This is a genomic window from Virgibacillus oceani, from assembly GCF_041521345.1.
Lineage (GTDB): Bacteria > Bacillota > Bacilli > Bacillales > Amphibacillaceae > Virgibacillus_N > Virgibacillus_N oceani_A.
Window position 1 is genome coordinate 33,129 of sequence record NZ_JBGOHB010000019.1, and the last position, 24,643, is coordinate 57,771.

General features: G+C 40.1%; 19 protein-coding genes. 18 read left to right on the forward strand and 1 reads right to left on the reverse strand.

What is annotated here, in order from left to right; translation table 11 throughout:
- Positions 1 to 5: 5 nt before the first annotated feature.
- The 14 genes from ACDX78_RS14435 to ACDX78_RS14500 all read left to right on the forward strand — a co-directional run bounded on the left by ACDX78_RS14435 (position 6) and on the right by ACDX78_RS14500 (position 16,501).
- A complete protein-coding gene (locus tag ACDX78_RS14435; protein WP_486028858.1) occupies positions 6 to 1,487 on the forward strand; it encodes a flagellar hook-associated protein 2 in 1,482 nt (493 codons plus the stop codon).
- A 50-nt stretch (positions 1,488 to 1,537) separates the two neighbouring features.
- Positions 1,538 to 1,939: a flagellar export chaperone FliS gene (fliS, locus tag ACDX78_RS14440; RefSeq protein ID WP_486028859.1), complete on the forward strand. Its 402-nt coding sequence runs from the start codon at positions 1,538 to 1,540 to the stop codon at positions 1,937 to 1,939.
- On the forward strand, positions 1,879 to 2,292 hold the full coding sequence (locus ACDX78_RS14445; protein WP_486028860.1) for a flagellar protein FliT: 414 nt from the start codon (positions 1,879 to 1,881) through the stop codon (positions 2,290 to 2,292). The genes fliS and ACDX78_RS14445 overlap by 61 nt, the downstream gene beginning before the upstream one ends.
- A 181-nt stretch (positions 2,293 to 2,473) precedes the next feature.
- Positions 2,474 to 3,031 carry a ribosome hibernation-promoting factor, HPF/YfiA family gene (gene hpf / locus ACDX78_RS14450; RefSeq protein WP_486028861.1) on the forward strand — a complete coding sequence of 186 codons (558 nt, stop codon included), beginning with the start codon at positions 2,474 to 2,476 and terminating at the stop codon, positions 3,029 to 3,031.
- A gap of 302 nt (positions 3,032 to 3,333) precedes the next feature.
- Entirely contained in the window at positions 3,334 to 3,513 is a 180-nt protein-coding gene (locus tag ACDX78_RS14455; protein ID WP_486028862.1) for a hypothetical protein, read from the forward strand.
- Positions 3,514 to 3,766: 253 nt separating this feature from the next.
- Entirely contained in the window at positions 3,767 to 6,280 is a 2,514-nt protein-coding gene (gene secA, locus ACDX78_RS14460) for a preprotein translocase subunit SecA (protein WP_486028863.1), read from the forward strand.
- Between the two features lie 261 nt (positions 6,281 to 6,541).
- A protein-coding gene (gene prfB / locus ACDX78_RS14465) for a peptide chain release factor 2 (protein WP_486028864.1) occupies positions 6,542 to 7,643 on the forward strand; the annotation gives its coding sequence in 2 pieces (ribosomal slippage) (positions 6,542 to 6,613 and positions 6,615 to 7,643; 1,101 coding nt in all).
- 542 nt (positions 7,644 to 8,185) lie between these two features.
- On the forward strand, positions 8,186 to 8,560 hold the full coding sequence (gene cccB, locus ACDX78_RS14470) for a cytochrome c551 (RefSeq protein ID WP_486028865.1): 375 nt from the start codon (positions 8,186 to 8,188) through the stop codon (positions 8,558 to 8,560).
- Positions 8,561 to 9,039: 479 nt separating this feature from the next.
- Entirely contained in the window at positions 9,040 to 9,726 is a 687-nt protein-coding gene (gene ftsE / locus ACDX78_RS14475; RefSeq protein ID WP_486028866.1) for a cell division ATP-binding protein FtsE, read from the forward strand.
- Entirely contained in the window at positions 9,716 to 10,612 is an 897-nt protein-coding gene (gene ftsX / locus ACDX78_RS14480; protein ID WP_486028867.1) for a permease-like cell division protein FtsX, read from the forward strand. The genes ftsE and ftsX overlap by 11 nt, the downstream gene beginning before the upstream one ends.
- A 144-nt stretch (positions 10,613 to 10,756) precedes the next feature.
- On the forward strand, positions 10,757 to 12,259 hold the full coding sequence (locus tag ACDX78_RS14485; RefSeq protein WP_486028868.1) for a murein hydrolase activator EnvC family protein: 1,503 nt from the start codon (positions 10,757 to 10,759) through the stop codon (positions 12,257 to 12,259).
- Between the two features lie 273 nt (positions 12,260 to 12,532).
- On the forward strand, positions 12,533 to 13,996 hold the full coding sequence (locus ACDX78_RS14490; RefSeq protein ID WP_486028869.1) for a S41 family peptidase: 1,464 nt from the start codon (positions 12,533 to 12,535) through the stop codon (positions 13,994 to 13,996).
- Between the two features lie 122 nt (positions 13,997 to 14,118).
- A complete protein-coding gene (locus tag ACDX78_RS14495; RefSeq protein WP_486028870.1) occupies positions 14,119 to 15,339 on the forward strand; it encodes a PDZ domain-containing protein in 1,221 nt (406 codons plus the stop codon).
- 610 nt (positions 15,340 to 15,949) lie between these two features.
- A complete protein-coding gene (locus ACDX78_RS14500; protein ID WP_486028871.1) occupies positions 15,950 to 16,501 on the forward strand; it encodes a YkoP family protein in 552 nt (183 codons plus the stop codon).
- On the opposite strand, the gene ACDX78_RS14505 is transcribed toward ACDX78_RS14500, so the two are convergent.
- Positions 16,498 to 17,364, reverse strand: a complete 867-nt coding sequence (locus ACDX78_RS14505; protein WP_486028872.1) for a metallophosphoesterase — start codon at positions 17,362 to 17,364, stop codon at positions 16,498 to 16,500. The two genes, ACDX78_RS14500 and ACDX78_RS14505, sit on opposite strands and share 4 nt — an antisense overlap.
- An 82-nt stretch (positions 17,365 to 17,446) precedes the next feature.
- On the opposite strand from ACDX78_RS14505, the gene ACDX78_RS14510 reads away from it, so the two are divergent.
- The 4 genes from ACDX78_RS14510 to sufC all read left to right on the forward strand — a co-directional run bounded on the left by ACDX78_RS14510 (position 17,447) and on the right by sufC (position 24,631).
- Positions 17,447 to 18,550: an MGDG synthase family glycosyltransferase gene (locus ACDX78_RS14510; protein WP_486028873.1), complete on the forward strand. Its 1,104-nt coding sequence runs from the start codon at positions 17,447 to 17,449 to the stop codon at positions 18,548 to 18,550.
- 243 nt (positions 18,551 to 18,793) lie between these two features.
- A complete protein-coding gene (gene uvrB / locus ACDX78_RS14515) occupies positions 18,794 to 20,776 on the forward strand; it encodes an excinuclease ABC subunit UvrB (RefSeq protein WP_486028874.1) in 1,983 nt (660 codons plus the stop codon).
- A 6-nt stretch (positions 20,777 to 20,782) separates the two neighbouring features.
- Positions 20,783 to 23,659 carry an excinuclease ABC subunit UvrA gene (gene uvrA, locus ACDX78_RS14520; protein ID WP_486028875.1) on the forward strand — a complete coding sequence of 959 codons (2,877 nt, stop codon included), beginning with the start codon at positions 20,783 to 20,785 and terminating at the stop codon, positions 23,657 to 23,659.
- A 186-nt stretch (positions 23,660 to 23,845) separates the two neighbouring features.
- A complete protein-coding gene (sufC, locus tag ACDX78_RS14525; protein WP_486028876.1) occupies positions 23,846 to 24,631 on the forward strand; it encodes a Fe-S cluster assembly ATPase SufC in 786 nt (261 codons plus the stop codon).
- Positions 24,632 to 24,643: the final 12 nt, after the last annotated feature.

The following is a 24,643-nucleotide window of genomic DNA, read 5'->3' on the forward strand; positions in this document are numbered from 1 at the left end:
TGCCTATGATGAGGGTTGGCGGTTTGGCATCAGGGATGGACATTGATCAAATGGTAAATCAGCTTATGGATGCAGAGCGGATTCCGCTAAATAAAATGCATCAGGACCGCACGATGCTGGAGTGGCAGCGGGACGGTTTCAGGGATATAAACAAAAAATTGTCCGAATTGGATAATATGATGCTTGATATGAAGCTGAGTCACACATATAATTCGAAAATCGCTACTTCTTCTCAAGAGGGGGCAGTGACGGCAACTGCTACAACGAGTGCTTTTGATGGGACTTATAATATTAATGTTGAAGAGTTGGCTAGCTCGGCCATGTTTATTAGTCATGAACAAATTAATATTAAACCTAATGAAACTTTAGGTTCCCAAGGACATGTTATTGGGACTAATGAGTTTGAATTTTATACGTATAATGAAAATGGCGAACAGAACCCGGCACATAAGTTCACGGTAAGTGAAGAAGACACACTAAACGATGTCTTACGCAGGATTAATTCAGATGATAATAATGTGCGTGCCTTTTATGATGAAGGCTTAGACAAGGTAATAATGGAAACAACTAGAACGGGTGTTCATAACACAGATGGGGAAGCTGAAATAGTTTTTGATGAGGAAAACTCATTTTTTACAGATGTTTTGCAACTCCAGCAAGAAAGAAGCGCGAAAAACGCAGTGTTTCAATACAATGGTTTAACAATGGAATCAAAGAATAATTCCTACAATCTAAACGGTATTAACTTCCAATTCACCAATGTTACAGAAGGCAACGCAGCAATAACCGTTGTGAATGATACCGAAGATGCTTTTGACAAAATCATGGCTTTCGTCGATACATATAACGAAGTCGTCGAAACACTGAATGAATCTCAGCGAGAAGAGCGTCATCGGGATTATCCGCCGCTGACAGACGAACAGAAAGAGGAAATGTCCGAAAATGAAATTGAATTGTGGGAAGAACAGGCAAAAAGCGGGATCCTAAAAGGAGAAACTGTTATTTCCAGTGGATTATTTAATATGCGGCAAAGCTGGTATTCTTCTGTAGAAAATAGTGGAGAATTTAATTCCTTGACCCAAATCGGCATCAACACCTCCCCTAATTATATGGATGGAGGACAATTAATAGTTGATGAGGATAAACTGCGGGAAGCATTGCAGCAAAACCCGAATGACGTGCAGAAGCTTTTCTCCAATAATGCAGATGGAGAAAGCCGCGGTCTTGTAAACAGGCTTGAAGATGCACTTGATACGACTATGTCGCAAATAGGTGACCGCGCAGGTAATAGCAATTCACCCTCTTTGGATAATTATACATTAGGAAAACGGATGAAGGACTTAAACAACCGTATTTCTTCATTTGAGCAGCGACTTACGCAAGTTGAAACACGATACTGGAATCAATTTACAGCGATGGAGTCGGCAATTTCCCGATTGAATCAGCAATCAGCCCAGCTAATGTCCCAGTTCGGCGAGGGTATGTAGGACGGGATAAAAGGCACACAATCAATTATTTATAAAAGAGGAGTGGAACCATGTCAGCAAATAACCCTTACAAAGCCTATCAGGATAACGCGGTAAACACTGCTTCCGGTGGAGAATTAACGTTAATGTTGTATAACGGGTGTATTAAATTTATAAAACAGGCAATAAAAGAAATGAATGCCAAAAATTTTGATGCGAAAAACACGAACATCCAAAAAGCACAAAATATTATACGGGAATTGATGATTACTTTAGATCAAAAAGTAGAAATATCGAATCAGATACTTCCTTTATATGAATATATGCAATTTCAGCTGAAAGAAGCAAACATTAAAAATGACCCTGCTTTACTTGAAGAGGTATTGGGTTTTGCCGTGGAGTTCAGGGATACATGGAAACAGGTTATTTTAAAATCACGCCAGCAGCAATTTCCGCAGGGAGCACAGGCCTGATGAACCGTGTACAGACAGTTTACGAAATTTCAGAAGCACTGCAGGAACTGCTTAACAAGGAAGTTACGGACAAAAACAGAGCTGAAATTATTGAAGAGACAAATGTACTTGTGGATAAGCGTGAGAATTACATAAATGCACTCCAGCCGCCATATACAAACGAAGAAATGGAGATTGGAAAGAAGCTCATTTCATTAAATGCAGAAATTCACACAAAAATGCAGCAGTTATATGCTGAGCTGAAATTGGAATTAAAAAATGTGAGGAAGCAAAAAAAGTCAAATCGTTCCTATATAAATCCGTATGCCAATGTCCGGAATACAGATGGTATGTTTATGGACAGTAAAAAATAATTTACAATGCCAATGAGCAATATTAAAAAAACGTAAAAATAATTAAATGAATGTAAACGTGATGTATACGCGTTTCGCCTGCCCACTCTGGGAAATGACATAGGAAATTCGTAGTTTAGGGAGGAAATATAGGGCGAAACGTAGTATAATATTAAGTATAAGATGAAAGGAGGACACTTTAATGAAATTTAACATTCGTGGTGAAAATCTTGAGGTGACCGGGTCATTAAGAGATTACGTGGAAAAAAAGATCAGTAAACTGGAAAGGTATTTTGACACTACACCAGCATCTGATGTACACGTTAATTTAAGTGTCTACAATGATGAGCAGAGGATAGAGGTTACCATTCCGATGACCGACCTGTTATTACGAGCAGAAGAGCAACATTCAGACCTTTATGCTGCCATCGACTTAGTAGTTGATAAGCTGGAAAGACAAATTCGCAAATACAAGACTAAAGTAAACCGCAAGTTCAGGCAGAACGGGGCACCAAAACATATATTTGCTGAAATGGAAATAGAAGCAAATAATGTGGCGGTTGAAGATGCAACAGATGAAATCGAAATCGTACGTACGAAAAGATTTAACTTAAAACCAATGGACTCCGAAGAAGCCGTTTTACAAATGGACATGTTGGGTCATGCTTTTTACGTTTTCACAAACGCTGTCAGCGGAGATACCAATGTTGTTTATCGCCGTAAAGACGGAAAATATGGCTTAATTGAACCAAATGCATAATTTTGAAAGATAAATAGATAAACCAGCATGTGAAAGCTTAAGGCTTTTGCGTGCTGGTTTTAATTATGAGCGATACATTCTAAGTAAGTTGAAAACTGCGAAACTTGTCGAATAAAAAGCAAAAAATCTATATTGAAGTTTCAATTTATTAAGATTTTCATATTCTCTTTAAAAATACCCTCCATTTTTTAATTTCCAGTAATATTCTCTCCCTTTAACATAACAAAAATTCAAAATTACATATTTGGTTCATTCCTCTGATTTGTGCTATAACTATGGCAAAAGTCCTGGGAGGAATAACTATGATGCCTGAAGAACGAAAAACATTAAATAGTTTAGAAAGGAAAGTAAAACAGCAGGAACACACAATCACTCAGCTTGTCGAAATTATTGCAGCTACAAACCGGAGAATTACCGACGTAATATACAGACAACAGGAGAAAGAGAAACGATCGAACGTTCATAAAAATATTCATATGTAAAAGAGGTATCCATTTTCAAATACTTCGCAACAAAAGAACCATCCCCCTTGTTTCAAAGCAGTTGTCAATTTTCTTCGTGTAATGTTATGATTAGAGTTGGACTAAACTCTTTTTATAGGATGTTATCTTTAAGTCAAAAAGTCCGGTGAAGATGACGCATTGAATTTCTTCGTCCTTTTCATCCGCCTTTATGACAAGTGCTTTAATGAAGAAAAATATACCATGTTAATGATAAATTTGAGGAGCGTATATAATGGCAACTTTATTGAAGAAGATTTTTGGGGACGGGACTCAAAAACAGCTAAAAAAAATACAGAAAAAAGTAGATGAGATTGAAGCAATGGAACCGGAGATGGAAAAACTGTCTGATCGGAAGCTTCAGCATAAAACGGAAGAATTTAGAAACAGGCTGGAAGAAGGAGAAAGTCTGGATGATATTCTCGTAGAAGCATATGCAGTTGTTCGGGAAGGATCAAAGCGCGTGTTGGGCATGCGGCCGTTCACGACCCAGCTGGTTGGTGCTGTTGCGTTGCATAACGGAAATATCGCAGAAATGAAAACAGGGGAAGGAAAAACGCTTGCTTCCACCATGCCTGCATATTTAAATGCACTCAGTGAAAAAGGCGTACACATCATCACTGTCAACGATTATTTGGCAGAGCGTGATGCCAGGGAAATGGGTGAACTATATAATTTCCTCGGTTTGACAGTAGGCTTAAACGGCAACGGCTTATCAAAAGAAGAAAAGCGAGAAGCCTATCATAGTGACATTACCTATGGTACAAATAATGAATATGGCTTTGATTACTTAAGGGATAATATGGTGTTGTACAAAGAACAAATGGTACAGCGACCGTTGAATTTTGCCATCATTGATGAAGTGGACTCCATTTTAATTGATGAGGCAAGAACCCCGTTAATTATCTCCGGATCAGCCAAAAAAACTGCATCCCATTATCAGCAGGCGAACGGTTTTGTCGGTACGCTGAACAAGGAAGGGGATTATACCTTTGATGAAAAAACAAAGGGTGTCCAGCTGACTGAAGAAGGTATTAATAAAGCGGAAAGGTATTTCAATATTGAAAACCTATTTGATTTAAGTCATGTTACGTTAACCCATCATATTAATCAGGCGTTAAAAGCACATGTATCTATGTCCCGTGATACAGACTATGTGGTGGAGGAAGGCGAAGTCGTTATCGTCGACCAGTTTACAGGCCGCCTCATGAAAGGCCGCCGTTACAGTGACGGTCTCCACCAGGCAATAGAAGCAAAAGAAGGGCTGCAAATTCAAAATGAAAGTATGACACTGGCTTCCATTACATTCCAGAATTTTTTCCGTATGTACAATAAACTCTCTGGCATGACCGGTACCGCAAAAACAGAGGAAGAAGAATTCAGGAATATTTATAATATGGATGTTATTGCAATCCCAACTAATGAACCGATCATTCGTGATGACCGGGCAGATTTGATTTACAAATCATTTGAAGGAAAGTTTAAGGCGGTTGTCGAAGGAATTAAAGAACGGCATGAGGCTGGCCAGCCGGTGCTTGTCGGTACCGTTGCTGTAGAAACATCTGAATTAATTTCTCAGCTGTTGAAAAAAGCCGGCGTAAAGCATGACGTGCTAAATGCGAAAAATCACTATAGAGAAGCGGAGATTATTGAAAATGCCGGACAAAAGGGCACGGTTACGATTGCTACCAATATGGCCGGCCGCGGTACGGACATTAAATTGGGAGATGGTGTAAAAGAACTTGGCGGCCTGGCTGTCGTTGGTACAGAACGACACGAATCACGCCGGATCGACAATCAGCTGCGCGGACGTTCCGGTCGTCAGGGTGATCCGGGAACAACCCAATTCTACTTATCCATGGAAGATGAGTTAATGCGCAGATTTGGCTCGGATAATCTGAAAGGCATGATGGAACGACTTGGTTTGGATGATGACCAGCCAATTGAAAGCAAGATGGTCTCCCGTGCAGTGGAATCAGCACAAAAGCGTGTAGAAGGAAATAACTTTGATGCACGTAAAACCGTTCTTTCCTATGATGATGTTTTAAGAGAACAGCGTGAAATCATTTATAAGCAACGCTTTGATGTTATTGATGCAGATACGAACCTGAGAGAGATTATTGAAAATATGATAATTTCTACATTGGAGCGGGTGGTAGCTACCCATACCCAGGATGACGATGAGGATGAATGGGATTTAAACGCCATCACTGCTTATGTTCATGGAAACCTTTTGAGTCAGGATGATATTTCTGAAGATGATATTAAAGAAAAAGAACCGGAAGAAATCAATGAACTGATTTTGGAGAAAGTCCGCAAACGTCTGGATGAGAGGGAAGAAGAATTATCCGAAGAGCAAATGCGCGAGTTTGGAAAAGTGATTTTACTCCGCACGGTTGATACGAAATGGATGGATCACATTGATCAGATGGATCAGCTGCGCCAGGGTATTCATCTACGTGCCTACGGTCAAAATGACCCACTGCGCGAGTATCAGATGGAAGGTTTCTCCATGTTTGAATCTATGATTGAAGATATTGAAGAAGAAGTGTCTAAATATATAATGAAGGCGGAAATCCGTGATAATCTACAGCGACAAGAAGTAGTAAAAAATACACAGGCGGTTTCAGGTGGCCAGGAAGAAAAGAAAAAATCACGCAAGCCATATGTGAAAACAGAGACTGCTGGCCGCAATGATCCATGTCCATGCGGAAGCGGTAAAAAATACAAAAATTGTCATGGAAAATAACACTTTTTAAAAATCTTATTAGGTTGGTTTAAAGCCTATTGCTATTGTATGAGAATACAAGTACCCTTTTAAGTGTTCTGAGCGGCCCGAATACACGTAGATTTCTGCGGGAAGTACGAGAATGGCGAGACCCCACAGGGCGAAAGCCGAGGAGGCTCGCCACTCGCCCGCGGAAAGCGAAGTGTATTCGGGCTGCGGGTTTAAATGATATAATCTATAATAAAATATTGCTTTCCAAATAAACAATTGAGGTGGATAAGGATGGAAATGGCAGAAATTAAAAGTGAATTTGAAAAAATGACCAACAGAATCAATGAATTCAGGGGGTCTCTTTGACCTGGATGAGAAGAAAGAGCAGATCAAAGCGCTTGATTTAAAAATGACTGAACCTTCATTTTGGGATGATCAGGATGCTGCACAAAAAGTAATAAGTGAAGTAAACGGGCTGAAGGGCTATGTAAGTGATTTTGATGATTTGGAAGAACGGCTTGACAATGTCGAAGTTTCTTATGAACTTGTTAAAGAGGAAAACGATCAGGAATTATTTGATGAGCTGCAGTCGGAAATAACCGGATTAAAAGAAGCTATTAACGATTTTGAACTGCAAATGCTGCTTAGTGAGCCGTATGATGCGAATAACGCTATTTTGGAATTACACCCGGGAGCCGGCGGAACGGAATCACAGGACTGGGCAAGTATGCTGCTGCGTATGTATCAGCGCTGGGCGGAAAGCAAGAATTTCAAAGTGGAAATACTGGATTATCTCGCGGGTGATGAAGCTGGCGTTAAAAGTGTAACACTGCTCATTAAAGGACATAATGTTTATGGGAATTTGAAGGCAGAAAAAGGCGTACACCGTCTAGTTCGAATTTCCCCTTTTGATTCATCTGGACGGCGTCACACTTCATTTGTTTCATGTGAAGTTACCCCGGAAATGGATGATGATGTAGACATCGAGGTGAAATCAGAGGATATTAAAATCGATACGTACCGTGCAAGCGGTGCAGGAGGACAGCATGTGAACACTACGGATTCTGCTGTTAGAATTACGCACTTACCGACAAATGTAATCGTAACCTGTCAAAATGAACGTTCCCAAATTAAAAACCGGGAAGCTGCCATGAAGATGCTAAAATCCAAATTATATCAGCTTGAAATCGAGAAACAGCAAGAAGAATTAGCCGAAATACGCGGAGAGCAAAAAGAAATTGGCTGGGGAAGTCAAATAAGGTCTTACGTATTTCACCCTTATTCTATGGTAAAAGACCATAGAACCAATAAGGAAATCGGAAATACCCAAGCCGTAATGGATGGCGGAATCGATTTATTTATTGATGCATACTTGCGTTCACAAATAAATTAGGATGTCTGCCATAATGATTGGGTTGTGTTATAGTATTTTGAAAAACCACAGTGTGTATCACTGTGGTTTTTCTTGAAAATTCATATGTATATCAACATGCAGCTAAGGTTAGATTATTATACTAGAGAATCACACGCTCGTTTAGGCAAAGATCAATAACTACTCATCCATATACCGGCTTTGTCCTCAACACTATATAATGCCATTCTATGATGCTTCGTTTTGTTTTTTCTATGACACACAATAGACGTTTTCCCCTTCAGGTACCTAACATTGTAATTTTCCTTAAACGTAAAAAACCTTATAAGGTGTTAGATTTTATTATTTTTAAACAATTTTCATGACAGGTATCACAATACATTGCTATAGCAACAGTTTTGAACATTTTTCATGAATTTGACACAAATTGCAAAATACACTGCAATGCCAATGCTTTTCCCCATTTTTACCATATCAATTATGTATATGGAGGGTTTTAAAAAATATATATAAGGTTATAATAAGATATGATGATACTAAATATTGGTTAGGGGGATTTATAGATGAAAAAGTGGTTATTAACAATCGTCTTTGGTTCCGCACTCGTATTGGGCGCATGCGGCGGCGATGATGATGGTGCCGATGAGCCAGTTGATGATAACGGCGATACGGATACTGAAGAATCTGCAGACGATAACGGCGATGGCGGTTCTGTGGATGTTGCAGCTGCTGAAGAAGCATTTCAACAAAGTTGTGCATCATGTCATGGTGCTGACTTAACTGGTGGAGCAGGTCCTGACTTAACTGATGCAGGTTCTAATTATTCATCAGATGAAATTGCGGACATTATCGAAAATGGAAAAGGCTCTATGCCAGCTGGAACAGCAACAGGTGATGATGTAGACCTGCTTGCTAACTGGTTAGCAGAAATGGAATAATGAATTAAAAGTTAAAAAACCTGATCTCTTATTTCTCATAAAAGGTCAGGTTTTTTTGTGTGAACAGAGGGAGATTCTTTTTTTCCATTAGCAGGAGAGTCAGTCACCTATGAAGCAGGGGAACCGCCTCCACTCTTACCGTCTCGTTTTAGCACATGTTGCATTCTTCCAAAGTTTTCTTCCTTCCATCTTTTACAAAAAAATTTCAATTGTAATATCTGGTTTATACCTTAAGATCAGTCATTTATCAAGCAAGAATTTAGTAAATGACATATCATACTTCATTATATGACAAAAGGTTTCATATCCCTCCATTTTGAAACACAAATGTAATATAAAATTAGCCAAAAATCGACGGAAAAGATGTTATAATGAATAAGAATTATTTGGAGGCTTGACGCGTTACTCAACAAGCTAAATACATAAGAAAGGATTAGACATCTTAGATTTATAACATTAACTATAAAGGTGATATCTATATGATTTTAATGAAAGATATATATAAAACTTATACCAATGGTGTTACTGCACTAAATGGGATAAATATAAATATAGATCAGGGAGAATTTGTCTATATAGTCGGCCCCAGTGGTGCAGGGAAATCGACATTTATTAAATTGATTTACAGGGAAGTAAAGCCATCAACAGGCTCAATTATAATAAATAAAATGGATTTGAGTGATTTGAAAGAAAAAAATGTTCCTTTTTTACGAAGAGATGTAGGGGTAATATTTCAGGATTTTAAGTTGCTTCCAAAACTGACAGTCTATGAAAACATTGCATTTGCCTTGGAAGTGATTGAAGAATCATCTCGAAATATCCGTAAGCGTGTAATGGATGTACTGGAGCTTGTTGGATTGAAAAACAAGGCAAGATTCATGCCAAATGAGCTATCCGGTGGGGAGCAGCAACGAGTGACGATTGCCAGAGCAATCGTAAATAACCCCAAAATAGTCATTGCGGATGAACCAACCGGTAACCTTGATCCAGAGACATCCTGGGGAATTATGAATGTGTTTGAAGAAATTAATTCAAGAGGAACCACCGTTCTTATGGCCACACACAGCAAGGAAATAGTAAACACAATCAAGAGAAGAGTTATTGCAATTGAAGATGGTTTAATTGTAAGAGACGAGCACCGGGGTGATTACGGTTATGAAGTTTAGAACATTAACAAGACATTTGCGGTCAGGATTAAAAAATATCACCCGGAACGGCTGGATGACTATTGCTTCCATTGGTGCCGTAACAACAACGCTCATTTTAGTGGCTGTGTTTCTGGCGGTAATGCTGAACCTTAATGAGATGGCAGATAATATAGAAGATGATGTTGAAGTAAATACATTAATCGATCCGACTTTCACTGAAGAAGATAAAATAACTGCGTTAGGTGAACAAATTGCCGAGATTAATAAGGTGGAGAGTGTTATTTTCTCATCCAGAGATGATGAACTGGAAAAGCTAATCTTCAGTATGGGAGAAGAAGGACAAGCCTGGCAATTATATGAACAGGACAACCCGCTGAATCATGTTTTTATCGTAAGAACGTTCTCTCCTGAAGATACTATACCCGTTGCCGAGGAAATTGAAACTTTTGCAGGTGTAGAAGAAGTTAATTACGGTCAAGGTGTCGTGGAAAGGTTGTTTGAATTTAACACATATGCCAGAACTATTGGATTAGTGCTGATTTTAGGTTTGGTGTTCACTGCAATATTCCTGATTTCCAATACGATAAAAATTACAATTATGGCACGCCGTGAAGAAATCGGCATTATGAAGCTAGTAGGTGCCACAAACAGTTTTATAAGATGGCCATTCTTTATTGAAGGCTTGCTGCTTGGTGTACTAGGATCAATTATCCCAATTGGAATTGTATTAGGCGGTTACTATTATGTAGATACCAATATCAGCGAACGGATTAATTACAGTTTTGTTGAGCTGCTGCCATTCAATCCTTTTGCCTGGCAGTTGTCAATCATCATACTGGTCATCGGTGCCTTTATTGGTATCTGGGGAAGTGTCATGAGTGTCCGGAAGTTTTTAAAAGTTTAATAGAGCAATAGATTCATCAAAAGGTTCTAACAGGATGGAGCTTGAACGTCGATTCTCTCTCCGTCCTTTTAGACAGCCGTTAGAATAAACTCGAACGAAAAGCATCTTAGAGAAAAAAGTAATCCAGGGAGAGGGGAACGCGAGTTGATAAAAAAATTTATTCCAATAATGCTTGCAGTTGTTATGGCAGTCACTATAGGCGCATTCCAAGCGGATACGGTAAAAGCAGATTCGATTGACAGTTTAAAAGAAAAGATTAATGAGCTGGAACAAGAGAGGCAGGAATTGGAGAATCAAAGAGGAGACCTGGATAGTGACAGGAATGATACCCGAGGGCAAATTGATGAAAACTTAAGTGAACAGGGTGACGTGGAGCAAGAGATTAACGAAATTGATGGTCATCTTCAAGAAACCACACAAGACATAGAAGCTAAAGAAAATGAGATTACTGAAACAAATGATCGGTTGGAAGAATTAGCAAACAGAATAGAAGAGTTGACAGATAGAATAGAAGAATTAACCCATCAAATCACGGTACTTGAGGAACGAATTGAAAAAAGGGATGAATTGCTGAAAGACCGGCTCCGTTCCATTCAAAAAAGCGGCGGAAATATGAACTACATAGAAGTAATCCTGGGCGCACAAAGTTTTGGTGATTTTATCAGCAGAGCTACTGCAGTTAACACGATCATGGATCAGGACAAATCGATCATGGAAGCGCAGGCCAAGGATAAACAAGAGTTAGAATCAAGTAAACAAGAAGTTGAGACAAGCAAAGAAGAAGTGGAAGCAAGCAAAGAAGAAGTGGAAGAAAGGAAGCTCGTGCTGGAAGATCAAAAAGACGAACTTGTCTCCTTAGTAGCTCAGCTTGATGAGCAAATGGAAGAAAAAGAATCGCTTATGGCACAGCTTCAAGAAGAACATCAAGGCCTGGAAGAAGAAATGCTCACTTTAGAAGAAGAGCAGGAACTTATAGCTGCACAGGCTGATGCCGTGGAACAATCAAAACAGCTTGCTGAATCGGAAAAAAGTAATTTGGAACAGAAAGCAAAAGAAGAAGCTGAAAGAAAAGAGCGTGAGAGAAAAGCAGCTCAACAACAGGAACAAAGTTCCAATTCAGGAGGTTCCGGTAACTCCAGCAGTGGGTCCGGCGATTCAGGCGGTAATTCCGGTAACTCCAGCAGTGCATCCGGCGATTCAGGTGGTAATTCCGGTAATGTAGGCTCTGGTGGCGGGGGCAATGCTACATTTGTTTGGCCAGCAGAAGGCAGGTTATCATCACCTTACGGATGGCGAACGCACCCGGTTCGTGGCGGCAGAAGTTTCCATAATGGTATAGATATTGCAAATAGTTCAGAGACTGATATAAAGGCAGCTGCTTCCGGTGTAGTTAGTTATGTTGGAAGTATGAGTGGTTATGGTAATACGATCATGCTTACCCACACAATCGATGGAACGACTTATACCACGCTCTATGCTCATTTGAACAGTTTTTCTGTATCCGAGGGACAAACTGTCAGCCAAGGACAAAGAATAGCTGGAATGGGAACCACCGGGGTTTCTACAGGGGTACATTTGCACTTTGAAATACATCCTGGCGGGTATAATAACCATGCAAATCCAACGAAATATTTACCATCCAGATAAGTACAATAATAAAGGAAAAGGCATTACCCTTTTATCGGGTTAATGCCTTCTTCTTTTATGCTGTGTTTTCCTTTTCATAAATATTAATCCAAAACCATAGTCATAAGAAGAAGTTCATGGTATGCTTTTTATATTGTTAAGGGTGTTGTTCAAAAAGTTCGGTAACAATGACTTATGGATCGTGGATATGCTGTGTCTGTGATTTTTCGGTAATATCAGTACTTTTATCCTCCTTTTTGAACACATATTTAAAGTTTTATTTGAGGTGAAAAAATGAAATTAACGAAATTGCATATAGCTATTATACTGGTTGCTGCGCTTGCTTTGGGTTTTGTTGGCGCATACGGCGGGGTGCTGATGGCCCAGCCGGAAGATGATGCTCAGCAGCAAGTCGAGCTGCCAGCTGAAACGGCGGGGGAAGAAAATGGTGAAGAGCCTCCGGAGGACGTTGGAAAAGTTGCCCAAGCCTTTCAACTAATAAAGGAGAATTACCTGGAAGATGTAGAGGATCAGCAATTGATTGAAGGTGCAATACAAGGTATGCTTACCACGCTGGAAGACCCCTACAGCTCCTATATGGACGTGGAAATGATGGGGGAATTTAATGAACAGATTGAATCCTCATTTGAAGGCATTGGTGCAGAGGTCAGCATGGTTAATGGCACTGTAACCATTGTGTCTCCGATAAAAGATTCACCTGCAGAGCAGGCAGGACTCCGTCCGAATGACCAAGTGCTGGCGGTGGATGATGAAAGTGTGGAAGGGCTTGATTTAAATGAAGCTGTGGCAAAAATCCGTGGTGAAAAAGGCTCTGAAGTCACATTGAGTATTCTAAGGTCCGGAGCCACTGAACCTTTCGATGTAACAATAGTCCGTGATACAATCCCAGTAGAGACGGTGTATAATGAAACAGAAACAATTGATGGAAAACTGACAGGCATATTGGAAGTCACCAATTTTTCCGAACATACAGCGGAAGAATTCACAGAGCAGCTGGAACAATTGGAAAATGAAGGTATTGAAGGCTTGATTATTGATGTACGTGGAAATCCGGGTGGATTGCTCAATGTGGTCGAAGATATTTTAATGCAGTTTATACCGGAAGATGTACCATACCTGCAAATTGAAGATCAGGATGGAAACCAGGAGCCATACTATTCCCAGCTTGGTGAGGGTGAGGAAAAGAATTATCCGATCAGTGTCCTCATAGATGAAGGTAGTGCTTCTGCTTCCGAGATCCTTGCTGTAGCTTTAAAGGAAATGGGTCATGATGTGGTCGGGCAGCCGAGCTTTGGAAAAGGAACGGTTCAGCAGGCAGTCCCAATGGGTGATGGCAGTTCCATAAAATTAACCTTTTATAAATGGCTATCGCCAAATGGAGAATGGATTCATGAGACTGGTGTGGAGCCAAGTATAGAAGAGAAACAGCCTGATTATTACTATACAAATCCGGTGCAAATTGATGAGCCTTTAACATATGACCAGGCAGATGAACGCATTGAAAGTGTACAATTAATGCTGGATGGGCTTGGTTATGAACCTGGCCGTACAGATGGTTACTTTGATGATGCAACCATAGATGCTGTAACTGCTTTTCAGGAGGAACATGATCTGGAAGCTACCGGTGAGATTGACGAGGAAACAGCTGGTATGATTGAAGCAGAACTGGTTGATCATATTCGAAGTGGAGAAGATGACCAACAATTGGAAAGGGCTTTACAGGAAATATACGAGTAAGATACATCCGCATGGCATTCATGCGGATTTTCTTACATTATACGAAGAAATACCTGCCTTAAAGCTGAAAAAATGTTATGATAATAAGGAAATGTTTCGACAAATAAAGTGATTATTTATTTTTGACAGTTTCAGGAGCGGGTGATGATGTGTTAGAAGCATGGTTATGGGAAATAGGAAAAGGAATCGGGAAAGTTTTTCTGAATCCTCTATTATATTGGGCGATCATATTAGTATTTTGGACAGGCTGGCAGCGAATAAAAAAAGAGCGATTTGATTTTGGGCTTAAAGTATTTGATGTGTTTTCCGAGTGGCGATATACGTGGAAGGCTTCCATATTATTTGGTTTGGGCATCAGTCTCGTAACACTTCGAGCAGGGATGGTTTTTTCCTACGACGTCATTTTATTGCTATGTGCTGTCATCATAATACTTAGCATTGCAGGTAAGCTTACATTTCTTTCAGCAAGCTACACGATTGGAATAACTTATTTACTTCTTTTGTTATTGCCCATATTATTGGAGGAGCAGACAACACTGGATACAGCACTGTTATCAAATATGAATTTGACTGCTTTAGTAATTCTGCTGGGGATATTTTTAATTATTGAAGGAATTATGTTAACGAGAACGAGACGTAATGATACATATCCCGGGCTGACACTTGGAAATCGCGGGGCGTGGATAGGTCTGCATCATGTAAAAAAGCTCGCTATTATTCCCTTTTTTGTCCTGATACCAGCTGGCTTGATTGAACCTGTTGCCCCATTCTGGCCGTATTTTTCCATTGGCGGTGAATCATACGGATTGCTGCTCTTCCCTTTTATCATAGCCTATGATCATAAGGTGAAAGGAGATTTGCCTTCATTGGCTGTAAAAAAACTCGCAAAGCCGATGATTTATTTGGGCATTTTGGTACTGGCGATTGCTATTGGCAGTATTTATATCCCTGTTCTGACCTTGGCTGCAGTCATTGTTGCCATTTTAGGGAGAGAATTTATTAATTACCGGTACCGGATCAGGGAAAATGAAAAGATTCCTTTCTTCCGGCAAATTAACGATGGATGCAAGGTGTTGGCTATTATCCCGGGAACGCCTGCAGAACGGTTGGATATCCTTCCGGGGGAAATAGTGGTAAAAGTAAACGGTACGAAAATATCCGGTATGGATGATTTTTATCAGGCATTACAAAAAAGCGGAGCTTCCTTTAAATTGGAAATCCTTGATGATGCGCTTGAAAAAAGAATTGTACAGGGAGCCTTGTATGAAGGGGAACATCATGAATTAGGACTGATTTTCACGGATGAACCCCATAAAAATAATCAAAAGAAAAAAGCAGAATAAATTAGAACAACAGGCGTCACCGTAAATTTTCGGGGTCAGCCTGTTTTTTGATTGATGCGTCAGAAATAACGCTTTACTGCGACCACGCATGATTTCCTTCTGCCTATGTATCATAACCCCGCTCCTAACTTCTTTCTAAATGAATGATTTATTATGAAAAAACACTGCTAAATGTAAACGTTTTATGGCGAGAAAACCAGCTTATCCTCATTAAATCCTTCAAAAATCAAATCAATTGCTTCAGCGATTTATTAGATAATCACGGTAATCTCTTTATGATACATGATCGAACGATATTTGCTCTTTCATGTATCATTAAAACTTACACCTATTAAAGACTTGACGAATTCCCGGTCCCGTTCTTTTATTGCTCTTTTAACAGCTACCTGTTTCTCTTTCTCCAAAGCCCTGCCTACCTTTGTCATTTTTAACGACTCCTTTACTTTTTTGGCGTATTCATCAACTATAATTTTATCGGTTGCAGTAAGAATCCCAGCTATAACCTGCACCTGGTTAAGATATGTGTTTCCAATCCAAAAAATACCTTCAATAATTCCCCGATCTTTAAAACAAACTAATGATGCACAGAAAAATAAGAAAGGGAATAGAAATGAAAAGTTATATGTTAGGTGTTTGGAATATAATTGATCCTATTTATTACACATTCAGCCGATTGTGTTATGTACCTGACACGAATCAGCATAACACGGTATTCCGCGTAAGACTTACGCGATACAAAGGCTCTGCCATAACCCTTAGTGACGGTACCTCCATCAAGAAAAACGATATTTTATTAAAAATTCATTTGCACAATGTGAAGATGCTCAATGAGTTGAACATGATTAACAGTGATATGAAGCGAGCGGTTTTCATTTATCATGCCGTCAAAAAATCGTTGCCTAAACTAATGGAATACCTCATGCTACATCCGCAATATAAGGAAATAAAAGCAATTATCGGGATAACAAGTCTGTATAAAGGGTCAGGTCGCCTGGGCTTTGATATTGTGTCCATCCAGAACAAATATTATCGGATATACAAAAAAATAACGTTTTTGCCAATCAATCTGGTGGCTGGCAACAAACGTTATGAGGATCCTGTATATCTATTCATGTCTAAAGATAAATTGAACAAGAAATATAGTTCTGTTACCCATACTTAAGCATTTTTAGCATAGGTAACATCCTGTAAATTGTTATTTGTGTTGGTGGCACTTACCGCAACATCATGAAAGGTAATCTCCGGTCGGCTTCCCACGCGAATATTAAACCCGGTTTGTCCCAATCCTTCACTTATATAAAATGGAGAGCTGTTATGCATGTGAAGCCCTTTGATTACATTCTTTCTGGCAAGCTCTCCCATTTTGACGAGGTGATATGCCTTTGGGTAGCAAATTTGCCCGCCATGGAAATGTCCGGCCAATAAATAATCATACTTGTAGTTGTTCATATTTAAAACTACTGTTGGATCATGGGTCAGCACAATATTCATTCCCGGTATCGTCTGCTTATATGCTGCAGCAAGATCACTCTTGTTGGTGCTGTAGTCATCTACACCGATAATATTAATCACCTGGTTATTAATTTTAATGATCCTGCTCTCATTCTGTAAAACATGAATACTATATGCAAGCAGCAGATTTTTAAGTTCTAAAAAATCGTCTCCTTTTAGCACATAATCATGGTTGCCAAAGACTGCATAAATCCCATGCTTTGGCTTCATATCCTGCAGTACTTGTAAATAAGGACTTAATTTTGGAATCGTACGCTTTCGGTCGAGAAAGTCACCTGTTAAAGCAATGATATCCGGTTTTTCATTCTTTATTTTATCAGCCAATTCGGCTGGACGGATCGATATATTTTCCAGGTGTAAGTCCGACAAATGAAGAATGGATAATGATGGATCTCCGGAATTTTCGTTATCATCTATCTTAATCTTATTGATTTGTAGATCTTTTGTGTTTTTATATGCACGGTAAATGAGAAAAGCTAGAATGCCAACAATACCAATGATAATATAAATCATTATTTCGCCTCCTGATTAAATTATAACACCTACAAGTAGGCTGTTTCATTGGTAATTGAAGGCAGATGTGGAGCTGAAAATAATGGAAATACCTAAAAGAAATGAAGCACTCTTTATGCCTTTTATGCAAATACCAACTGGTCATCATCATGTAGCAGATGCATTGATGGATGACCTGAGACAGATAGATCACAAAGCAGAGAGCAAAAAGGTTGATATTTTATCTTACAGTTACGGGAAAATGGAAAAAATGGTATCTTCCATGTATTTAAATAGCATTAAACACATACCGGACTTTTATGATAGATTATACCGAGAGATGGCCCGCAGACAGAGAAACATACGAAAGCGGCACTACCATTACGAGTGGCTGTTTATGCCTTTTTTTAAAAAACTAATGAGCCAGCACGAGCCAAATGTATTATTTTTCACACATTGCCTGCCTTCCAATATGGCGAATGTATTGAAAAAACAGGGAATGCTTCAGACTGTTACGGTAAATGTGTACACCGATTATTTTGTGAATAATGTTTGGGGGCTGGAGACGATTGATTATCATTTTGCTCCTTCGTTTTTGGTGAAAAAGTATTTATTGGAAGCCGGGGTGGATGAGGATCGGATTTTTGTTACCGGGATTCCTGTACATAAAGCTTTTCGGAACAGGGAAAAAATAATCAGAAGAAGGAATACAAAGACCATCCTTGTTACCGGAGGCAGTTTAGGAACAGGGCAGCTAGAAAAAATCTTGCCGGATGATACATCAGATCTGCATTTTATCGTTTTATGCGGCACTAATCGGGTTTTATATGAGCGTTTATTACAAAAGCAGAACCCGCATATAGAGCCCATTCCTTACATCCATTCAAAATATGAGATGAATAAATTATACGATGCTGCTGATGCAGTGATAGCCAAAGCAGGTGGAGTAACCATTAGCGAAAGTCTGATGAAACGGAAGCCGTTATTTATTTGTTCGGCACTTCCCGGCCCGGAAAGAGTCAATGTACAGCAATTACAAGAAATGGGGCTGCTGCTGGAGACGGATGAAACAGATATAACCGGACAGCTTTTTGCTTTTTTGTCAGGCTGCAAAGAGAAAAGAAAGTATGAAGAAAAGCTGGATGAATATCATGAGCATATGGAAATAAGGTCAATGGATTTACTGCTGGAGGAATTGCTGCAGTAGCTGTTATGAAGTAAGCTAGATTATAGTAGAAACAATATAAATACGATATAATAGAAAAGCATTAGTAGTCGCGCAGGACTAATGCTTTTTCGCTTTGCTCAATGATTCCAAAATCAAAAATAAGGGTAAAATGGTAGTAAGTACCGTAAGTAAAACCAATAGAATATTTGTTCGTTTTTTGTTAAAATAGATTTGTTATTATGTTATAATGGAAAGACAGGAAATAGAACGGAGGCAGAAGCAGTGGAAAATCAATTTGAACTTATATCACCTTATAAACCCGCAGGTGATCAGCCACAGGCCATCAAAGAAATCACCGAAAAAATTCTAGCCGGTCAGCGCCACCAGACCTTGCTAGGGGCAACTGGTACAGGAAAGACGTTTACGATGTCCAACGTTGTTAAAGAGATTAATCGGCCAACCCTTGTGATGGCTCATAATAAAACACTGGCAGGGCAATTGTACAGTGAATTCAAAGATTTTTTTCCAAATAACGCTGTAGAATATTTCGTCAGCTATTATGATTACTATCAGCCGGAAGCCTATGTGCCTTCATCAGATACATTTATTGAAAAGGACGCAAGCATTAATGATGAGATTGATAAATTGCGTCACTCGGCAACCTCTGCTCTTTTTGAACGGAATGATGTATTGGTCGTTGCCAGTGTATCCTGTATATATGGTTTAGGTTCACCGGAAGAATATGAGAGTCAGGTTTTATCCTTAAGGATGGGCATGGAAAAAGACCGGGATCAATTATTAAGAGATCTCGTTGACATACAATATGCAAGAAATGATATCAATTTCATTCGTGGAACGTTCCGCGTTCGAGGTGATTCGGTGGAAGTCATTCCTGCTTCACGGGAGGAACGCTGTATTCGCATTGAATTTTTTGGGGATGAAATTGACCGGATCCGTGAAGTGGACGCATTAACAGGTGAAATAGTCGGCGACAGAGAACATGTGGCTATTTTCCCGGCATCCCACTTCGTCACCCGGGAGGACAAAATGAAAAAAGCCATTAAAAATATCGAAGCGGAACTGCAGGAACGATTGAAAGCGTTCCGTGCGGAGAATAAACTGCTGGAAGCACAGCGTTTGGAGCAGCGTACGAATTATGATTTGGAAATGATGGATGAAATGGGTTTTTGTTCGGGAATTGAAAACTACTCCCGTCATTTAACATTCCGGAATGAAGGGGATACGCCCTATACATTAATAGATTTTTTTCCGGATGATTTTCTCGTTATTGTGGATGAATCTCACGCAACCTTGCCACAGGTTCGAGGAATGTATAATGGGGACAGAGCCCGTAAGCAGGTGCTGGTAGATCATGGATTCCGCTTGCCTTCTGCACTGGATAACCGTCCATTGCAATTTGAGGAATTTGAGAAAAAGACAAATCAGCTCGTCTATATTTCAGCCACACCGGGACCTTATGAGCGTGAACACTCCCCGGACATAACCGAGCAGATCATCCGGCCGACGGGACTGCTTGACCCGGAAGTAGATGTAAGGCCAATTGAGGGACAAATAGACGATTTAATTGGTGAAATAAATAAAAGAACCGAACGCGATGAACGTGTTTTAGTCACCACACTGACCAAAAAAATGTCGGAGGACTTGACCGATTATTTAAAGGAATTGGGTATCAAGGTTGCCTATTTACATTCGGAGATTAAGACACTGGAACGAATTGAAATCATCCGCGATCTACGTGTTGGCAAATACGATGTACTCGTTGGAATCAACCTGCTTAGGGAAGGGCTTGATATCCCGGAAGTATCTCTGGTTGCCATACTGGATGCAGATAAAGAAGGCTTTCTTCGTTCCGAACGCTCGCTGATCCAGACGATGGGTCGAGCTGCGAGAAATGAAAACGGGGAAGTGGTGATGTATGCCGATAAAATTACCGACTCAATGCGGGTAGCAATTGATGAAACAAACCGCCGTCGTGAGATCCAGATGGCATTTAACGAAGAACATAATATTACACCAACAACGATTAAAAAAGAAGTCCGTGATGTGATCCGGGCAACGGTAGCTGCAGAGGAACAGGAAGAATACAAGGAAACAACGAAGAGTTTAACAGAGCTTTCGAAAAAGGAAAAAACAAAGGTCATCGACCAAATGGAAAAGGAAATGAAGGAAGCGGCAAAAGCACTCGACTTCGAGAAAGCTGCCGAGCTTCGTGATGTTATACTCGAACTTAAAGCTGAAGGGTGATTAAGCATGCCTGCTAAAAATATACAAATCCAAGGTGCACGGGCACATAACTTGAAAGATATTAATGTAACTATTCCGAAAAATAATCTTGTAGTAGTAACAGGTTTATCTGGGTCGGGGAAATCCTCCCTGGCATTTGACACCATTTATGCGGAGGGACAGCGCCGTTATGTCGAATCCCTCTCCGCTTATGCAAGGCAATTTCTCGGGCAGATGGACAAGCCTGATGTCGATGTGATTGAAGGTCTTTCCCCGGCAATTGCCATTGACCAGAAAACAACTAGCAAAAACCCCCGTTCTACTGTTGCAACGGTGACGGAAATTTACGATTACCTGAGGCTTTTATATGCCAGGGTAGGCCGACCAACCTGCCCTAAACATGGCATTGAAATCAGCTCGCAAACGGTGCAGCAAATGGTGGACCGGATTATGGAATATCCTGAACGAACAAAAATGCAGATTCTTGCACCGATTGTTTCCGGAAGAAAAGGGGAGCATGTGAAAGTATTTGAAAAGCTGAAACAGGAAGGGTATGTCCGCATTCGTGTTGATAATGAAATGCGGGAAGTATCGGAAGAGATTAAGCTTGAAAAAAATAAAAAACATTCCATTGAAGTAGTCGTTGACAGGATCGTTATCAAAGAAGGGGTTGCCGGCCGACTGAGTGATTCCATCGAAACAGCGTTGGGATTAGGCGATGGAAATATCATCGTGGATGTCATTGGCGAAGAGGAATTAACCTTCAGTGAAAATCACGCGTGTCCTATTTGCGGCTTTTCAATTAGTGACTTGGAACCGCGTCTCTTTTCCTTTAATAGTCCATTTGGTGCCTGTCCGACTTGTGATGGATTAGGCTCCAATCTGGAAGTGGATCTTGATCTGGTCATTCCCGATTGGGATGTAACGCTAAATGAGCATGCTATCGATGCTTGGAAGCCGATCAGTTCACAATATTATCCGCAGCTGTTGAAATGTGTTTGCGATCATTATGGCATTGACATGAACATCCCTGTTAAGGATATTCCAAAAGATCAAATGGATAAGATTTTACATGGGAGCGGCAAGGAAAAAATTCATTTCTATTATAAAAATGACTTTGGCAAAATCCGTGATACACATATTATGTTTGAAGGGGTATTAAATAATATCTCAAGACGTTATCATGAGACAAGCTCTGATTTTATCCGGGAAACCTTGGAGAAATTCATGGCACAGAAGGCTTGCCCCACATGTGCCGGATACAGGCTGAATGAAGAAGCCTTGGCTGTACTCGTAAACGGCCTTCATATAAGCAAAGTAACCGATTTTTCCATCGTGGAGGCGAAGAACTTTTTTGCGGGTCTCTCTTTGACGGAAAAAGAAAGTAAGATTGCTAAAATGATTTTAAAAGAAATTGATAACCGGCTTGAATTTTTAAATAATGTCGGTCTTGATTACCTGACATTATCCAGGGCGGCCGGAACACTTTCCGGTGGTGAGGCCCAGCGGATCAGGCTTGCGACACAGATTGGTTCGGCTTTGACTGGTGTCCTTTATGTATTGGATGAGCCATCAATTGGTCTTCACCAGCGAGATAACAATCGTTTGCTTGATACACTAAAAAAGATGAGGGATCTTGATAATACGCTAATTGTCGTAGAGCATGATGAGGACACGATGATGGCAGCAGATTGGCTCATTGATATTGGCCCTGGAGCAGGAGAATATGGCGGTGAAATTGTCGCGAGCGGTCCGCCGAAAGAGGTAATGAAAAACAAGCAATCATTAACAGGGAAATACCTTACAGGAGAAAAATTCATTTCGGTTCCGGCAAAACGAAGAAAGAGAAGTAAAAAGAATATTGAAGTCCTCGGTGCCACAGAAAACAACTTGAAAAATGTTCAAGCTAAATTTCCAATCGGTGTTTTGACAGTCGTCACCGGTGTATCAGGATCTGGTAAAAGTACCCTCGTGAATGAAATTTTATATAAGTCACTGTCAAAATCGTTGAACAAGAGCAAGCTGAAGCCTGGCAAGCATAAAAAAATAAAAGGTATCGACCATGTCGAAAAGGTCATAGATATTGACCAGTCGCCGATCGGAAGAACACCACGATCAAACCCGGCAACGTATACCGGCGTATTTGATAATATCAGAGATGTATTTGCCCAGACAAATGAAGCAAAAGTGCGCGGCTATAAGAAAGGACGTTTCAGTTTTAATGTGAAAGGCGGACGCTGTGAGGCATGCCGCGGGGACGGGATCATTAAAATAGAGATGCATTTCCTGCCCGACGTGTATGTACCATGCGAGGTCTGTCACGGAAAACGATACAATCGGGAAACACTGGAAGTGAAATACAAAGGAAAGAATATTGCCGATGTCCTGGAATTAACGATTGAAGAAGCACTGGATTTTTTCGAGAATATTCCTAAAATCAAACGCAAAATGCAGACAATTTATGATGTCGGACTTGGTTATATCACATTAGGACAGTCGGCAACAACGCTGTCAGGTGGTGAGGCGCAGCGTGTAAAACTGGCCAGTGAACTGCACCGCCGCTCTAATGGGAAATCCTTTTATATCCTCGATGAACCAACAACCGGGCTGCATACAGATGATATTGACCGTCTCTTAAAGGTGCTGCAGCGACTTGTGGAAAACGGAGACAGCGTTCTAATCATTGAGCATAATTTGGATGTAATTAAAACAGCAGATCATATTATTGATATGGGGCCTGAAGGCGGTGACCGCGGAGGAGAAGTTATTGCCACCGGTACACCGGAGGAAATCGCAGAAGTAGAAAGATCCTATACCGGATATTATTTAAAATCTGTTCTGGAACGGGATAAAAAGCGGATGAATGCAAGTCTGGAGAAAAAACAGAAGGCTTTAACAAAATAACCGCTGTAAAAGTTGAAATAACTACCGGAAATGAAATGATGAGAATCTGCAGTCCTCTTAGCTGGTTTATTCGCAAGAGTTGATATTACTTTTGAAATGATTTAAAATTGTAATGAGAATAGATTGAGAATGAAATAGGATTCATTCATAAATCAATTATACAAAATAGTATTTGGAGGTATCGACATGGCAGGATCAACACTGGAAATTAAGAATCTTCATGTTACCATTGAAGACAAAGAGATATTAAAGGGATTAGACCTTACAATAAAGGGTGGAGAATTTCACGCAGTAATGGGACCAAACGGTACAGGGAAGTCAACTTTGGCTTCAGCAGTAATGGGACACCCGAAATATGAAATTACGGAAGGCAGCATCCATTTGGATGGGGAAGATGTACTCGAAATGGAAGTGGATGAACGTGCTCGTGCAGGGCTTTTCCTTGCAATGCAGTATCCAAGTGAAATCAGCGGTGTAACAACATCAGACTTCTTGCGTTCTTCTATTAATGCAAAGCGTGAAGAAGGCGATGAAATCCCGCTTATGAAATTCATCAAAGAAATGGACAATACATTGGATGCCCTTGAGATTGATAAAAACATGGCACAGCGCTATTTAAATGAGGGATTCTCGGGCGGGGAGAAAAAACGTAACGAGATTCTTCAATTAATGCTGTTAAAACCTGAAATTGCCATCCTGGATGAAATTGATTCCGGTTTGGATATAGATGCATTGAAAGTTGTTTCAAAAGGAATTAATCAAATGCGTGATGAGAATTTTGGTTGCTTAATCATTACTCACTATCAGCGTTTGTTAAACTATATTGAGCCGGATCATGTTCATGTTATGATGCAAGGACGTATTGTGAAATCAGGCGGACCTGAATTAGCACAGCGTCTGGAAGCAGAAGGATATGAGTGGATCAAAGAAGAACTTGGTATTGAAGATCATACAGTTGGCCAAAACGCATAAAGCAAGGAGGGA